Source organism: Burkholderia sp. Ac-20345 (assembly GCF_017104825.1).
GTDB classification, from domain to species: Bacteria; Pseudomonadota; Gammaproteobacteria; order Burkholderiales; family Burkholderiaceae; genus Burkholderia; species Burkholderia lata_B.
Genome location: NZ_JAAGPO010000038.1, coordinates 13295 through 28963, shown reverse-complemented (window position 1 = coordinate 28963; position 15669 = coordinate 13295). Strand labels below are relative to the sequence as shown.

Annotated in this window: 16 protein-coding genes; 11 read left to right on the top strand and 5 right to left on the bottom strand. The window is 67.2% G+C overall.

Annotation, left to right across the window (positions count from 1 at the left end; all coding sequences use genetic code 11):
• Positions 1-17 precede the first annotated feature (17 nt).
• A complete protein-coding gene (locus G3O06_RS16140; RefSeq protein WP_241020061.1) occupies positions 18-419 on the bottom strand; it encodes a helix-turn-helix domain-containing protein in 402 nt (133 codons plus the stop codon).
• 144 nt (positions 420-563) lie between these two features.
• Here G3O06_RS16140 and G3O06_RS16135 point away from each other — a divergent pair, with 144 nt between their 5' ends.
• Positions 564-1184 carry an NAD(P)H-dependent oxidoreductase gene (locus tag G3O06_RS16135; RefSeq protein WP_205816737.1) on the top strand — a complete coding sequence of 207 codons (621 nt, stop codon included), beginning with the start codon at positions 564-566 and terminating at the stop codon, positions 1182-1184.
• 118 nt (positions 1185-1302) lie between these two features.
• On the opposite strand, the gene G3O06_RS16130 is transcribed toward G3O06_RS16135, so the two are convergent.
• Positions 1303-2178, bottom strand: coding sequence for an SDR family NAD(P)-dependent oxidoreductase (locus G3O06_RS16130; RefSeq protein WP_205816736.1), 876 nt, complete (start codon positions 2176-2178; stop codon positions 1303-1305).
• Between the two features lie 167 nt (positions 2179-2345).
• Positions 2346-2924 (bottom strand): TetR/AcrR family transcriptional regulator, encoded by a 579-nt coding sequence (locus G3O06_RS16125; RefSeq protein ID WP_205816735.1) that lies wholly within the window; start codon positions 2922-2924, stop codon positions 2346-2348.
• A 202-nt stretch (positions 2925-3126) separates the two neighbouring features.
• Between G3O06_RS16125 and zwf the strand changes: the two genes are divergently transcribed.
• A complete protein-coding gene (gene zwf, locus G3O06_RS16120; protein ID WP_174916346.1) occupies positions 3127-4602 on the top strand; it encodes a glucose-6-phosphate dehydrogenase in 1476 nt (491 codons plus the stop codon).
• 82 nt (positions 4603-4684) lie between these two features.
• Here zwf and G3O06_RS16115 read toward each other — a convergent pair whose 3' ends face one another.
• Entirely contained in the window at positions 4685-5626 is a 942-nt protein-coding gene (locus tag G3O06_RS16115; protein ID WP_174916347.1) for a LysR family transcriptional regulator, read from the bottom strand.
• Positions 5627-5737: 111 nt separating this feature from the next.
• Here G3O06_RS16115 and G3O06_RS16110 point away from each other — a divergent pair, with 111 nt between their 5' ends.
• The 7 genes from G3O06_RS16110 to G3O06_RS16080 all read left to right on the top strand — a co-directional run bounded on the left by G3O06_RS16110 (position 5738) and on the right by G3O06_RS16080 (position 12132).
• On the top strand, positions 5738-6940 hold the full coding sequence (locus tag G3O06_RS16110) for an MFS transporter (RefSeq protein ID WP_205816734.1): 1203 nt from the start codon (positions 5738-5740) through the stop codon (positions 6938-6940).
• A 28-nt stretch (positions 6941-6968) separates the two neighbouring features.
• Entirely contained in the window at positions 6969-7292 is a 324-nt protein-coding gene (locus G3O06_RS16105) for an adenylate cyclase (RefSeq protein ID WP_174984603.1), read from the top strand.
• Between the two features lie 13 nt (positions 7293-7305).
• Complete coding sequence (locus G3O06_RS16100) at positions 7306-8265, top strand: TIGR03571 family LLM class oxidoreductase (RefSeq protein ID WP_205816733.1); 960 nt, start codon at positions 7306-7308, stop codon at positions 8263-8265.
• Positions 8266-8398: 133 nt separating this feature from the next.
• The gene (gene dkgB / locus G3O06_RS16095; RefSeq protein WP_205816732.1) at positions 8399-9205 is read left to right on the top strand and encodes a 2,5-didehydrogluconate reductase DkgB; all 807 of its coding nucleotides are present in this window, start codon (positions 8399-8401) and stop codon (positions 9203-9205) included.
• Between the two features lie 69 nt (positions 9206-9274).
• The gene (locus G3O06_RS16090; RefSeq protein ID WP_205816731.1) at positions 9275-10390 is read left to right on the top strand and encodes an alkene reductase; all 1116 of its coding nucleotides are present in this window, start codon (positions 9275-9277) and stop codon (positions 10388-10390) included.
• Positions 10391-10413: 23 nt separating this feature from the next.
• On the top strand, positions 10414-11418 hold the full coding sequence (locus G3O06_RS16085) for an aldo/keto reductase (protein ID WP_205816730.1): 1005 nt from the start codon (positions 10414-10416) through the stop codon (positions 11416-11418).
• 177 nt (positions 11419-11595) lie between these two features.
• On the top strand, positions 11596-12132 hold the full coding sequence (locus tag G3O06_RS16080) for a DUF3455 domain-containing protein (RefSeq protein ID WP_205816729.1): 537 nt from the start codon (positions 11596-11598) through the stop codon (positions 12130-12132).
• A 118-nt stretch (positions 12133-12250) separates the two neighbouring features.
• Here G3O06_RS16080 and G3O06_RS16075 read toward each other — a convergent pair whose 3' ends face one another.
• Positions 12251-12916 (bottom strand): O-methyltransferase, encoded by a 666-nt coding sequence (locus G3O06_RS16075; RefSeq protein WP_205816728.1) that lies wholly within the window; start codon positions 12914-12916, stop codon positions 12251-12253.
• Positions 12917-12964: 48 nt separating this feature from the next.
• On the opposite strand from G3O06_RS16075, the gene G3O06_RS16070 reads away from it, so the two are divergent.
• Both G3O06_RS16070 and G3O06_RS16065 read left to right on the top strand, forming a co-directional pair.
• Positions 12965-13642 carry a TetR family transcriptional regulator gene (locus G3O06_RS16070; RefSeq protein ID WP_205816727.1) on the top strand — a complete coding sequence of 226 codons (678 nt, stop codon included), beginning with the start codon at positions 12965-12967 and terminating at the stop codon, positions 13640-13642.
• Positions 13643-14170: 528 nt separating this feature from the next.
• Positions 14171-15559, top strand: coding sequence for an NCS2 family permease (locus G3O06_RS16065; RefSeq protein ID WP_174916357.1), 1389 nt, complete (start codon positions 14171-14173; stop codon positions 15557-15559).
• Positions 15560-15669 lie beyond the last annotated feature (110 nt).

Below are 15669 nucleotides of genomic sequence, written 5' to 3'. Positions count from 1 at the left end.
AGCAGCCCCGTCGCGCCCTATCGACTGCGATAAACAACGCCCTCGCCCGGCGCCGGCGTCGCATCGGCCGCCTCGTCGAAACGCTCGCGCGCTTGCGCAATCGGCTGCTTGTTTTTCTCCGCCCACCTGACGAGCGTCATCACGGGCTCCAGCAGCGTTTCGCCGAGCGGCGTGAGCGCGTAGTCGACACGCGGCGGAATCGTCGGGAACACCGTCCGCGTGACCAGCCCGTCGCGCTCCAGCCCGCGCAATGACAGCGTCAGCATGCGCTGCGAAATCCCTTCGATCTCGCGTTTCAGCTCGTTGAAGCGCCGCGAACCGTCGTTCAGCGTCGCGATGATGTAGAGGCTCCACTTGTCGCCGATCCTGTCGAGGATCTGGCGTGTCGCCTGGCAGTCGTTGTCGCTGGGTCGGGGCATGGTGGCGGGAACATCGATGTAACTGGGGCACAACCCTGTGCGTTCTTGTGGTGCCCGGGCGCGAACCCTAGCATTCCACATGCTTTTTGGTAACCAAGTTATCAAAAGTTACCTGGTTCTCATCTTAGCCCTAAAGGAATGCTCATGAGCCGCATCCTGCTGATCACATCCAGCCCCCGCAGCACCGACAGCCTGTCCACGCGCTTCGCGCACGACCTCGCGCGACAACTCGCGGCGCGTGACGCAACCGGCACCATCACCGTGCGCGACCTGTCCACCGACCCACTGCCGCATATCGACGACGCGTACATCGCGGGCCGCACGCTGCCGCCGGACGCGCGCAGCGTCGAACAGGCGCAGGCCGTCGGGCTGGCGCAAGCGCTGGTCGACGAACTGCGCGCCGCCGATATCGTCGTGATCGGCTCCGCGATGACCAACTTCGGCCCGTCCACGCAGTTGCGCGCGTGGTTCGACCGCGTGATCTGGCCGCACGTCACGTTTCGCTATGGCGAAAGCGGCTTCACCGGCACGCTGGAAGGCAAGACGGTGTATCTGGTCACTGCAAGCGGCGGCGTCTTTTCCAAAGGCCCGTATGCGCCCTTCGACTTTCAGTCCGGCTACCTGAAGCATCTGCTCGGGTTCATCGGCATGACCGACGTCCGCGAAGTACGCGTGGAAGGCACCGTATCGGGTGCCGATGCCGCGCAAGCGGCGATCGAGAAGGCCGGGCAGGAACTGCAGGCACTGGTGGAACAGGCCGCCTGATACATCGGCCGCGCCCGTCGATCGCATGGGCGCGGCCGGCCGATGCCTTCACGCCGGCACATGCGCCGGCATCGGTCAGCCGCTCACGCTGCCCGGGCAGCGCCGCGAATGTCAGCGCTCACTCCAGCCCCTTCAGCGCCTCCAGCCCGGCCGGCAGCTTCGCATCCGGAAACTGCGTCGACAGCGTCGTGTCGCGCCACCGCGCGGCCTCTTCCGCGCGCTGCTTCTCCGCCTGCTCGCACACGAACAGCGCATCGCCGCCGAGCAGCAAACGCATCGGCACATCCTCGCGGCGCGACAGCTCGACGATCAGTGCCGCGATCCGCGCCGGATCGCCGACTTCGTGGCCGCCGTACGCGCCAAGCAGTTCGAGAATCTTCCCGACCGACGGCTGGTAGTCAGGCAGCAGGCCGTCGACGTCGCGCTTCGCCTGCGCGGCCCATTCCGTGCGCATCCCGCCCGGCTCGAGCGTGCAGACGCGTACGCCGAACGGCGCGACTTCCTTCGACAGCACGTCGCTGAACCCGCCGACCGCCCACTTCGCGGCCTGATACGCGGACAAGCCGGCCGTCGACGTGCGCCCGCCGACCGACGACACCTGGAAGATGTGCCCCGCGCGCTGCGCACGCATCGTCGGCAGCACCGCACGCGTCAGGTTGATTACGCCGAACAGGTTCGTTTCGATCTGGTCGCGGAATTCGTCCGCGCCCATCTGCTCGAACGGCGCCGTATGGCCGTAGCCCGCGTTGTTCACCAGCACGTCGATGCGGCCGAACACGTCGCGTGCGGCCGCGACGGCCTGCGCAGCCGCCGCTTCGTCGGTAACGTCGAGCGCGACCGGCAGCAGACGGTCACCATGACGCTCGGCCAGATCGGCCAGCCGCACGGGATCGCGCGCGCCGGCCACCAGCCGGTCGCCCGCCGCCAGCACGGCTTCCGAAATCGCTCGCCCCAGGCCGCGCGCGGCCCCTGTCACCAGCCAGACTTTCGACATTTTCCACTCCTTGATCGTGATGAAATCACAAAATGAATGATTACTCACTCATTAATAACGGTGATGTCGCGGTCGTTCACGACCGCCATCACCCTGCCTGAAACCTGCTTCGGTCATCGCCGCAGCGCGTGAAACCACCCGCGCCGCCACGATGGCAACCCTTTGCGTCACACCGCGTGCAACACGGCCCACAACGCGCGAAACCCGGCCTCCCGGTACGCATCGGCCCGCGCCGGATCGCGCGCGACCGACTCCATCGCCGTTTCGGCGATCGACGTGAACAGCGCCGCACAGAACGCGTGCGCCTCGTCCGGCTTCAGCCCGCCCGACGCCGCGATCTGCGCCTCCAGCAGCGCGCGGATCGTACCGAAACCTTCGGCCCCTGCCTCGCGATGCGTGTCGTCGACACGCCCGCTCACACCCAGTTGCTGCAGCGCGCGCCGCCCGTCCGGATTCCCGACACCCCACGACACATAGCCGTTCCACGCATGCCGCAGCGCCTGCTCGGCCGTCGCGCCTTCCGGGAAAGCCGTCATCATCGCGTCGCGCATGTCCGCCTTCAGGCTCACGTACAGCGCGTTCAGCAACGCGTCCTTGGTCTCGAAGTACGTGAACACCGTGCCTTCCGCCACGCCGGCGAGCCGCGCGATACGCGCAGTCGTCGCCGTCGCGCCGTCCTCGGCGAGCGCGCGTGCGGCCGCGGCGAGGATGGCTTCGTGCTTGTCGGGACTACGCGGTCGGGCCACGTTCGATTCCTTTAATGAGTGAGCGCTCAATCATAAAGGAGCGATCATGCGAAAGGCAAGCCCTGTTACATCCGGGGGAACCCATACGCAATCCATCAAAACCGTGCACTATTAGTGTTTTCACGTACTGGTGCGTTCACGTATCGGCGCCCGGTGCCTCGACGTTCGTTTCACGTTCCCCGTTTCAAACCGCGAACCTCCCATGACGAATCAGCCTACCCAGACCGGAGCCGAACGGCCCGTCGACATGATCATCTTCGGCGGCGGCGGCGACCTGGCCGCCCGCAAGCTGTTGCCCGCGCTGTACATGGCGCACCTGCACTGCAACCTTCCGCCCGAGACGCGCATCATCGCGGTCGGCCGCCGCGACTGGGGCATCGACGGCTATCGCAAGTTCATGGACGAGCAGTCGCGCCCGTTCATCGACGAAAAGGCGTTCGATCCCGCAGCCTGGAGCCGTTTCCTCGACCTGTTCAAGTACGTGCTGATCGACGTGAATGCGCCGGAAGACTACCTGCGGCTCGCGGAAGCGGCGCGCGGCGATGCGATCCGCGTGTTCTACCTGTCGACGTCGCCGGAGCTGTTCACCACCATCTGCGACAACCTGTCGGCCGCGCATCTCGTCGACGAGCATTCGCGCGTCGTCCTCGAAAAGCCGCTCGGCCACGATCTCGCGTCCGCGAAGGCGATCAACAATGCGGTCGGCAAGCACTTCGAGGAATCGCAGATCTATCGGATCGACCACTACCTCGGCAAGGAAACCGTGCAGAACCTGATGGTGCTGCGCTTCGGCAACCCGATCTTCGGGCCGCTGTGGCAGGCGCCGAGCATCCGCAGCGTGCAGATCACGGTGGCGGAAACGGTCGGCGTGGGCAGCCGCGCCGGCTTCTACGACCACACGGGCGCGCTGCGCGACATGGTGCAGAACCACCTGCTGCAGTTGCTGTGCATCGTCGCGATGGAGCCGCCCGTGTCGCTCGACCCGGACGCGGTACGAGACGAAAAACTGAAGGTGCTGCGCTCGCTGCGGCCGATGGCGGTGGCGGACGTCGCGCGCGACACGGTGCGCGGCCAGTACACGGCCGGCGCGGTCGACGGCCAGCCGGTGAAGGGCTATCTCGAGGAAGACAACGTGCCGGCGGACAGCCGCGCGGAAACCTTCGTCGCGCTGCGCGCGCACCTCAACAACTGGCGCTGGGCGAACGTGCCGTTCTTCCTGCGCACCGGCAAGCGCCTGCAGCGCCGCCAGTCGGAAATCGTGATCGAGTTCGCGGACATGCCGTTCTCGATCATCCCGACCGGCCCGCGCCACTACAGCAACCGCCTCGTGATCCAGCTCCAGCCGGAAGAGTCGATCCAGTTGCAGATGCTCGCGAAGGAACCGGGCAGCGGGATGAACATGGTGCCCGTGAGCCTGAACCTCGACCTGCAGCAGGCGATTCCGGAGCGGCGTGCGGAAGCATACGAGCGTTTGCTGATCGACGTGATCCGCGGCCGCCTTACGCACTTCATGCGCCGTGACGAGCTCGAAGCCGCATGGTCGTGGGTCGAGCCGATCCTCGACGGCTGGAAGCAGCTCGGCGACCGGCCGCGCCTGTACACGGCCGGCACGTTCGGGCCCGCGGCTTCGTCGGCGCTGCTCGCGCGCGACGGGATGTCCTGGTCCGAAGAGGCGTAACCGCCGCACGACGGCGTGCCCCAGTGGGGTACGCCGGATCGCACGTCAAATCTCGCGGGGCATGAACCGCCCCCCGCCTCCGTTACCGCGGCTCCATCCACGACGCAGCCTTGCGCCGCCCCGGCGCATCATTGCCGCTGCCGCCCAACGCCTCGATCAGGTAATCGACGAACGACGCGATCCGCGACGAGATCGCGGTGTTGCGGTAGTACACCGCGTGGATCGGCTGCTCGACCTCGAGCGTCTGGCGCGCGAGCACCTGCACGAGCCGGCCCGCCTCGCGATCCTGCGCGATCATGAAATCCGACAGGCACACGACGCCCGCGCCGTCGAGCGCGAGCTGCCGCAGCGTCTCGCCGCTCGACGACCGGATGCCCGGCTCGATACGGCACGGCTCGCCGTCGGCGCCGAGGATCGGCCACACGTTCAGCGATTCGGGCTGCGTGAAGCCGAGCAGCGTGTGCTTGTCCAGATCCTCCACCTTGCGCGGCTGGCCGTGCGCGGCGATATACGCGGGGCTCGCGAGGATACGTATCCGGCTGTTGCCGATGCGCCGGCTGTGCAGCGTCGAATCCTTCAGCCGGCCAATCCGGAACGCGACGTCGGTGCGCCGCTCAAGCAGGTCGATGATGCCCTCGTTGCTGTTCAGCTCCAGCTCGACTTTCGGGAAGCGTTCGCGGTAGCCGCGCACGAGCGGCACGATCACGTGCAGCATGAACGGCGTCGCCGCGTCCACGCGCAGCCGCCCCGACGGCATCTCGCGCCGCGCGAGCATCTGCTCTTCCGCCGTCTCGACCGATTCGATGATCGCGCGCGCGTCCTGCAGGAACGCGCGCCCTTCCTCGGTCAGTTCGAGCCGGCGCGTGGTCCGGCGCAGCAGCGTGGTCTTCAGCTTCTCCTCGAGCCGCCCGAGCGTGCGGCTCGTCGCCGACACCGTAAGGTCGAGCTGCTGCGCGGCCGCGGTGATCGAACCGGAGTCGACCACGGCGGCAAAGGCCTGGAGTTCGTCGAGCGTAATCTTCATTGCTGCATTCTTGATCTCAAATCAAAACAATTTGGTTTATAGACCCGTTTTTCGGCAAAAGTAAAGGCGGCACACTGCGCTCCATCCTCACCGGACCCTGGAGCACCCATCATGCCACTCGCCCTGCTTGCGCTGACCATCAGCGCATTTGCCATCGGCACCACCGAATTCGTGATCGTCGGGCTGATCCCGACGATCGGCGCCGACCTCGGCGTCAGCCTGCCGTCCGCCGGCCTGCTCGTCAGCCTCTACGCGCTGAGCGTCGCGATCGGCGCACCGCTCCTCACCGCACTCACCGGCCGCGTGCCGCGCAAGACGCTGCTCGCCGCGCTGATGGCGCTGTTCACCGTCGGCAACCTCGTCGCGTGGCAATCGCCCGGCTACGAATCGCTGATCGTCGCGCGCATCCTCACCGGCCTCGCGCACGGCGTGTTCTTCTCGGTCGGCTCGATCATCGCCACCACGCTCGTGCCGAAGGAGAAGGCCGCCAGCGCGATCGCGACGATGTTCAGCGGGATGACCGTCGCGTTCGTCGCCGGCATTCCGCTCGGCACCTTCATCGGCCAGCACTTCGGCTGGCGCGCGACCTTCCTGGTCGTCGCGCTGTTCGGCCTCGTCGCGTTCGTCGGTGCGGTCGCGTTCGTGCCGCACGGCTTGCCGCAAACGGCGCCCGCGCCGCTCGCCCGCCAGTTCCGCGTGCTCGCGCAGCCGCGCCTGCTGCTGGTCTATGCGATGACGGCCGTCGGCTACGGCGGCTCGCTGATCGCCTTCACGTACATGGCACCGCTGCTCGAGCAGATCGCCGGCTTCACGCCGTCGCAGGTCAGCCTCGTGCTCGTCGGCTACGGCGTGTCGGTCGCGTTCGGCAACGTGTGGGGCGGCAAGCTCGCGGACGCCGTCGGCCCCGTGAAGGCGCTCAAGCGGATCTTCCTGCTGCTCGCGATCGTGCTGCTCGCGCTCACCTTCACGATCCACGTCAAATGGCTCGCCGTGCTGACGATGCTCGCGTGGGGTGCGGTGGCGTTCGGCAACGTGCCGGGCCTCCAGGTGTACGTCGTCAAGCAGGCGCGCCACTTCGCGCCCGACGCCACCGACGTCGCATCCGGCTTCAACATCGCCGCGTTCAACCTCGGCGTTGCAGGCGGCTCGGCACTCGGTGGCGTGATCGTCGCGCATGTCGGCCTCGGCCATACGCCGTGGATCGCGGCAGCCGTCACGCTCGGCGCATTCGCGCTCACCGCACTGAGCGGCCGGCTCGACCGCGGCGCGGGCCTGCCGGAACGCACGGCCGAACCGGTCCAGCTCGCGCACTGAACGCCACTTATTGCAGGAGTTTGCACACATGAATGCATCGACCCCACGCCCGCCGTTCGCCGGCAAGACGTTCGAAGTGCGCTACGACGGCCTCACCGCGCTCAACGCGTATGACGAAGACGGCCGCCACATGCGCTACGAGATCACCGAAGGCCCCTACGCGGGCGCAAAGGGCGAAGTCGCGTACACGTGGCAGCACGTCGCCGGCGAAACCTACGCGATCTCGTGGCAGGAAGCCGACCGCGCGACGGTCGTGCATATCGACGATTTCGCCGCCGGCACGTCGCGATCTTTCTTCACCGCGTCGTCGCTCGACTTCTACCGGCTCGAAGGCAGCCTGCGCGCGATCTGAACGGAACCCGACCATGTCCACCTCTCTCACTGCACTCGACAGACTCGCCGGCGGCGGCTTCAGCATCGGCCTCGAACTGCCGCTCGACAACGACTGGTCGCCGGCCGGCGACGCGAAGCGCCAGCACGACGGTCGACGCCCCGGCGTGCCCGACCTCGCGCTCCACGCGAAGCTCGCGCAACTGGCCGACACGCTCGGCTTCCGCGCGCTCTGGGTGCGCGACGTGCCGGTGTACGACCCCGCGTTCGGCGACGCCGCGCAGGTGTTCGAAACCTTCTCGTATCTCGGCTACCTCGCCGGCATCACGAACGACATCCTGCTCGGCACGGCGGCCGTCGTGCTGCCGTTGCGCGAGCCGCTGCTGACGCTGAAATCGGCCGCGACGATCCAGGAACTGAGCGGCGGACGCCTGCTGCTCGGCGTCGCCAGCGGCGACCGGCCCGTCGAATATCCGCTGTTCGGCCGCGACTTCGCGTCACGCGGCGCGAATTTCCGCGACCAGATCGCGCTGCTGCGCGACGGCGCGCGCGGGCACCTGCCGCCCGGCCTCGACGTGCTGCCCGCCGCCCGTTCGCCGCTGCCGCTGCTCGTCGCGGGCCTCGCGCAACAAACGCCCGCATGGATCGGCGAACACATGGACGGCTGCCTCGCGTATCCCGGCACGCCGGACGACCACCGGCAGCGCGCCGCGAACTGGCGCGCGGTGGCCGGCGACAAGCCGTACGTGAGCTTCATCCATCTCGACCTCGCGGAAGATCCGCACGCGCCGCTGCAGCGGCACCGCTTCGGCGCGCGCGCCGGGCGTCTCGCGCTCACCGAGGAACTCGCGGCCATGCGCGACGCCGGCGTGCAGCACATCGGCCTGCATCTGCGCCGCAACCGCCGCTCGCTCGACGAGACGATGGCCGAGATCGCGGCAGACGTGCTGCCGGTGTTCCACACGAATGAAAACGCGCTGACGCGCGTCGCGTAGCGACGGCAAAAGTCACTCCGGATACTTGACTTCAGATCAAATATTTTTGACTTCAAACGGCGTTTATTTCACCAATCCAAAACGCCAGAATGACTTCCATATCGAACCCGTTCCACTCTCCCAGGAGCACCTGATGAGCACCATTCCCGCATTCGGCCTCGGTACGTTCCGCCTGCAAGGCCAGGTCGTGATCGACTCGGTCCGCAACGGCCTCGAAGTCGGCTACCGCGCGATCGACACCGCGCAGATCTACGGCAACGAAGCCGAAGTCGGCGAAGCGATCGCCGGGTCGGGTGTCCGCCGCGACGACCTGTTCCTCACGACCAAGATCTGGGTCGACAACTACGCACCGGAAAAGCTGGTGCCGAGCCTCGAAGAAAGCCTGCGCAAGCTGCGCACCGACCACGTCGACCTGACGCTGATCCACTGGCCGGCCCCCGACAACGGCGTCGCGCTCGACACGTTCATGGCCGCGCTCGCCGATGCGAAGGCGCAGGGCCTCACGCGCCGGATCGGCATCTCGAACTTCAACATCGAACTGACGAAGCAGGCGATCGCGGCCGTCGGCAAGGATGCGATCGCGACGAACCAGATCGAGCTGAGCCCGTACCTGCAGAACCGCAAGCTCGTCGAATTCCTGAACGCCGAAGGCATCCACGTGACGTCGTACATGACGCTCGCATACGGCAAGGTGCTCGGCGATCCGGTGATCGGCGCGATCGCGCAGCGTCACGACGCGACGCCCGCGCAGGTCGCGCTCGCATGGGCGTTGCAGCTCGGCTACTCGGTGATCCCGTCGTCGACAAAGCGCGAGAACCTCGCGAGCAACCTGCTCGCGCGGACGCTGCGCCTGACCGACGAAGACATGGCGCAGATCGCCGCGCTCGAACGCAACGGTCGCGAAGTCGACCCGGCCGGCCTCGCGCCGAAGTGGGACTGAACGCGCCGCCCGCTACTCATCGAATGATTCGCCGCGGCCCGCAGGCCGCGGCACCGACAGGACATCCCCATGACCCAGGACCCGCTTTTTCAACCGCTGCGACTCGGCGCGCTGACGCTGCCGAACCGCATCGTGATGCCGCCGATGACTCGCTCGCGCGCCAGCCAGCCCGGCGACGAAGCCAACGAACTGATGGCCGCGTATTACGCGCAGCGCGCGAGCGCCGGCCTGATCGTCAGCGAAGGCACGTATATCGCGCCGCTCGGCAAGGGCTACGCGTGGACGCCCGGCATTCACACGCCGTCGCAGGTGGCCGGCTGGCGCAAGGTGTCGGACGCCGTACATGCCGCGCATGGCCGGATCTTCGCGCAGCTGTGGCACGTCGGCCGGCTGAGCCACACGAGCCTGCTCGGCGGACAGCAACCCGTGTCGTCGTCACCGCTCCAGGCGAAAGGCGTGAACGTGTTCGTCGCGGGTGAAGACGGCAGCACGCCGGGCTTCGTGCAGGCGTCCGAGCCGCGCGCGCTGACGATCGACGAGATCCGCGAGATCGTCGACCAATACCGCGCCGCCGCGCGCCACGCGATCGAGGCCGGCTTCGACGGCGTCGAGTTGCACGGCGCGAACGGCTATCTCGTGAACCAGTTCATCGACTCGAATGCGAACACGCGCACCGACGCGTACGGCGGTTCGCTGGAAAACCGGCTGCGCTTCCTGCGCGAAGTCACGCAGGCGCTGATCGAAGGAACCGGCGACGCATCGCGCGTCGGCATCCGCCTCGCGCCGCTGACGACGCTGAACGGCTGCGTCGACGCCGATCCGGAAACGACCTACCTTGCCGCCGCGACGCTGCTCGGCGAACTCGGCGTCGGCTACCTGCACATCGCGGAAGCCGACTGGGACGATGCGCCGCTGATGCCGGTCGAATTCAAGCAGCAACTGCGCGCCGCGTTCCCCGGCGTACTGATCTACGCCGGCGCATACACCGCCGAGCGTGCCCGCGAAGCGATCGCCGCCGGCTGGGCCGACCTCGTCGCGTTCGGCCGCCCGTTCGTCGCGAACCCCGACCTGCCCGAGCGCCTGCGCACCGGCGCGGCACTCGCGCCGCACGACCGCAACACGCTGTTCGGCGGCGGCGAGCGCGGCCTGACCGACTACCCGACGCTGGCCCAGGCCGCGGCCTGAGCCGGCTCACAGCGAGACTGCACATGAGAATCACGCTCCCTTCCCGCCTGGGCTTCGGCACCGCACCGCTGGGCAACATGTACCGGGACATCCCGCACGAAGAAGCGCTCGCCACGGTCGATGCGGCCTGGGACGCCGGCATCCGCTACTTCGACGCCGCGCCGCTGTACGGCGCCGGCCTCGCCGAGCTGCGTCTCGGCGAAGCGCTCGCGGGGCGCCCGCGCGACGCGTATTCGCTCGGCACCAAGGTCGGCCGGCTCGTCCTCGACGAACATGAAGACGCATCGCAGCGCGATCTCGGCGAAAAGGGCGGCCTGTTCCGCCACGGACTGCCGAACAGGATCGTCTACGACTACACCGAAGACGGCACGCTGCGCTCGATCGACGCGAGCCTCAAGCGGCTACGTACCGACCGGCTCGACACCGTGTGGATTCACGATCCGGCCGTCGATTTTCACGGCGACGCATGGCGCGACGTGTTCGACGTTGCGATGTCGGGCGCGGCCCGGGCGCTTACGCGGCTGCGCGACGAGAAGGTGATCCAGGGCTGGGGCCTCGGCGTGAACCGCGTCGAGCCGTGCGAACTCGCGCTCGAACGCGCGGACCCCGACGGCTTCCTGCTGGCCGGCCGCTACACACTGCTCGATCATGCCGGCGCGCTCGACCGGCTGATGCCGGAAAGCGCCGCGCGCGGGCTCGGGATCATCGTCGGCGGCCCGTACAACTCGGGGGTGCTGGCGGGTGGAACCCATTACGAGTATCAGCCGGCCACACCGGCCATGCTCGACCGCGTCGCGCGCATCCGCCAGATCTGCGAACGATTCGGCGTCGATGTCCGCGCGGTGGCGCTGCAATTCTCGCTCGCACACCCGGCCGTCGCGGCCGCGATCCCCGGCGCAAGCCGGCCCGACCGCATCGGCGACAACCTGCGTCTCGCGGCGGTGTCGATCCCGGCCGAACTGTGGGATACGCTGAAGGCCGAGCACCTGATTGCCGCGCATGCACCGACGCCGGTTGGCTCGGTTTGAGGTTGAAGCGGGCATGCGCGGCCGCATCAACAAACGGCCGCGCATCCAGGGCCGCGCGCAATCGCAACGGCTATCGTCACGATTGCCATTTGCGCATTGCAATCGGTGCAATTGGCGTCTAGCGTTTACGGGTTCGTCGACGTATGCCCGTCACCCGACCTGAAAGGATGCCTCGCCATGCGAAGCCGCTTCCCGAAACGCCCCATGCTGCCGGCCGCCGTGGCCTGCGTTGCACTCGCCTTCTGCGCGTCGTCCGCCCGCGCCGACGACTCCGCCGGCCTCGCGCCGCCGCAGCCGGCCACGCCCGTGCTGTCGACGACTGCGGCTGGCATACAGGTCTACACGTGCGACTACGATGCCGGACACAAGCTCGTGTGGGTGTTCCAGCACCCGGAAGCGATGCTGTTCGACGCCGGCGGCACGCTCGTCGTCCGGCACGGCACGGGGCCGTCATGGGAAGCGCCCGACGGCAGCCGCATCACCGGCAAGAAGCTCGCGGAAGCGCCGAGTGCACGCCCGGGCAGTATTCCGCAACTCCTGCTCGCGGCAACTCCGGCCGCAACGGACGCGAAGGCCACTGCCGGCACGCTCGCCGGCGTGCGCTTTGTGCAGCGGCTCGATACCGCGGGCGGCACGCCTCCGGATGCCGCGTGTTCGACCGAGCATGCGATCGGCCGCTTTCCGTATTTCGCGCGCTACGTGTTCCTGAAGTAACGCACGGCGGCGCCCGAAGCGTCGGGCGCCGTCGAGGCGTCGTCCTTCACGCCCCTTATTAATCAGTCATCCTATCCTTGATGCGTGGATGCACGCCGTCGTTCGTGTATCGCTGCGCTCAGCCGATCCGCATCGACAGCTCGACATCGCCGCCGAACGGCACCGACAGATAACCGTTCTCCGGCGCGCGCACGTAAGCGAGATAGTCGGGGTTGAAATCGGCATTGTCGGCAACCACGAACGCGCCGGGCCGCAACCGGTGCTCGACGAGTGCAAGCACCTCTGGATACAGCGCCTTCGCGCCGTCGAGCAGCAGCAGGTCGATCGTTTCCGGAAGATCGGCGGCCAGTGTACGCAACGCATCGCCCTCGCGGATCTCCACGAGATCGGCGAGCCCGGCCGCCGCCAGGTTCGCCCGCGCCCGCACGACCTTAGACGGCTCGAATTCGCTCGTGATCAGCCGGCCGCCGCCGTTGTCGCGCAACGCGGCCGCGAGATGCAGCGTCGAAATGCCGAACGACGTGCCGAATTCGACGATCGACCGCGCGCCGCCGCTGCGCGCGAGCATGTACAGCAGCGTGCCCGTCTCGCGCGACACCGCGAGCGGATAGTCCTTCAGGCGCGCATACAGATCGGTGTAGTCGGTCTTGCTGCGCATCAGCCGCGCTTGCTCGTCGCGCGACAGGCTGGCGAAGTCCGGGCTCGTCGCGGGCGACGAGGCGTCAGCTTCGTCGAATAGGCGTGCGAGCAGTGAAGCCAGCGGGTCGTGAATCAGGGTGGTCATGCGGATCTCCGGTATCAGGTTGAGTGCGTCAGTGCGCCCGACTAGAATATGACGAACTATTCAGGTTTTACTATTCGCATTGGCAGACCGCCCATGACCGACCGCCGAAACGCCCCGATCGCCACGCGCAAGCAGCCTCAACAGGCGCGCTCGACCCGTCTCGTCGAAGACGTCCTCCAGGCCGCTATTCAGGTTTTGGCCACCGAAGGCGCGCAGCGCTTCACGATGGCGCGCGTCGCCGAACGCGCCGGCGTGAGCGTCGGCTCGCTGTACCAGTACTTCCCGAACAAGGCGTCCGTGCTGTTCCGGCTGCAGCGCGACGAATGGCGGCAGACGTTCGAGATGCTGTGCGGGATACTGCAAGACACGCGGAAGACGCCGCCCGAGCGGCTGCGCACCGCCGTACATGCATTCATCCGCTCGGAATGCGACGAGGCGAGCATGCGCATTGCGCTCGACGACGCGGCGCCGCTCTATCGCGACGCCCCCGAGGCACAGGAAGCGAGGGCCGAGGGCAACCGGGCCTTCAGCGCGTTCATGCGCGAAGCGCTGCCCGACGTGTCCGACACCACGCATGCGCTCGCTTGCGAGCTGATCATGACGACGCTCACGTCGGGCGGAAAGGTGTTCTCCGAAACCGCACGCACGCCGGCGGAAATCGACGCCTATTCGACCGCGATGGCCGACATGTTCAGCGCATATCTCGACCATCTCGCGCACAATTGAGTCCGGGGCGAGGACGAAAACCGCCCCAGCGCGCTGGCGCTATCGTCCGAATGCGGGTTGCACGCGGTGGCGAATCCCGTCACCGGCCCCTGTTTCCACCGGCCTGCCCGGCCCCGATGAAAGATATTTGTAATTTCAGATGCATCCCCCGCTTCCCCCTGCCCGTCGACCCCGCATTCAAATAATCGCCTTAACGGATTCGAACTAGGCGTATACACGCGTGTTATCGCGACGGAGCCCCGTTGCACGCCGATATAAGCGCTGAGACATGCGCTGCATGCTCTTCCCCCAATGGGACGTGATGGGCGGTTCGCCTAACCTTCGCTACGGCAAAGCACACGTGACGGGGTCGACAACACAACGCGTCGCACGACGCGACACCCTCGCGATCGTTTCGATTCACACGTAACGACACGGATCACGCGTCATTCGTCCCCACGACGTTGCCGACAATCCCAACTAGATTCGAGACACCCTGACGACGGTTCGCTACGGGCCGTTTCAGCATGCTGATAAAGGAGCAAGCTCATGAGTGATACCCCGGTGCAGCCGACGGTCGGCGTCGGCGCGGAAGAAACTGACTTTGGCACCAAGGGAGTCATCGACCGGTACTTCGGCATTTCGTCGCGCGGCAGCACTCAGCGCCGCGAGATCATTGCCGGCGTCACGACCTTCCTCGCGATGGTCTATTCCGTGTTCGTCGTTCCCGGCATGTTCGGCAAGGCCGGCTTCGACACGAGTGCCGTGTTCGTTGCGGTCTGCCTCACGACCGCATTCGGTTCGCTGCTGATGGGCCTGTGGGCGAAGCTGCCGATCGCGATCGGCTGCGCGATCTCGCTGACCGCGTTCACCGCGTTCGGCCTCGTGCTCGGCAAGGGCCTGCATCCGACGGTCGCGCTCGGCGCCGTGTTCCTGATGGGCCTCGTGTTCACCGGCATTTCGGTCACCGGCGTGCGTTCGTGGATCCTGCGCAACCTGCCCGCGGGCGTCGCGCACGGCACCGGGATCGGCATCGGCCTGTTCCTGCTGCTGATCGCATCGAACGACGTCGGCCTCGTGATCAAGAACCCGGGCGCCGGCCTGCCGGTCTCGCTCGGCCAGATCACCGCGTTCCCGGTCATCATGTCGGTCATCGGCCTCGCAGCGATCTTCGGCCTCGAGAAGCGTCGCGTGCCGGGCGGCATCCTGCTCGTCGTGATCGCGATCTCGGTGTTCGGCCTGATCTTCGATCCGAGCGTGAAGTACCACGGCATCTTCGCGCTGCCGTCGCTGAGCGCACCGGGCCATGCGTCGCTGATCGGCGCGATGGACATCAAGGGCGCGCTGTCGATGGCCGTGCTGCCGAGCGTGCTGGCGCTGGTGATGACAGCCGTGTTCGACGCGACCGGCACGATCCGCGCGGTCGCCGGGCAAGCCGGCCAGCTCGACGAGAACGGCCGCATCATCAACGGCGGCCGTGCGCTGACCGCCGATTCGCTCAGCTCGATCTTCTCCGGTTTCCTCGGCGGCGCGCCGGCGGCGGCCTACATCGAGTCGAGCGTCGGCGTGGCCGCCGGCGCGAAGACGGGCCTCGCGGCCGCCGTGGTCGGCCTGCTGTTCCTCGTCGTGATGTTCTTCTCGCCGCTCGCGGGCCTCGTGCCGTCGTACGCCACGGCACCGGCACTGATGTACGTCGGCCTGCTGATGCTCGGCAGCGTGAGCAAGCTGCACATGGACGACATGGTCGACGCGATGTCGGGCCTCGTGTGCGCGGTGTTCATCGTGCTGACCGCAAACATCGTGACGGGCATCATGCTCGGCTTCTCGACGCTCGTGATCGGCCGCATCGCCAGCGGCGAATTCCGCAAGCTCAACGTCGGCACCGTGCTCATCGCGGCCGTGCTCGTCACGTTCTATCTCGGCGGCTGGGCGATCTGACCGCGAATCGTGCGCGACGTCGCCGGCAGAAGGACGGCGCGCATCGGGACGACATCGTCTCCTCCACCATCATCGTTGATGGTCTCCAGGCCTGGGAACGCAAGTTTCCA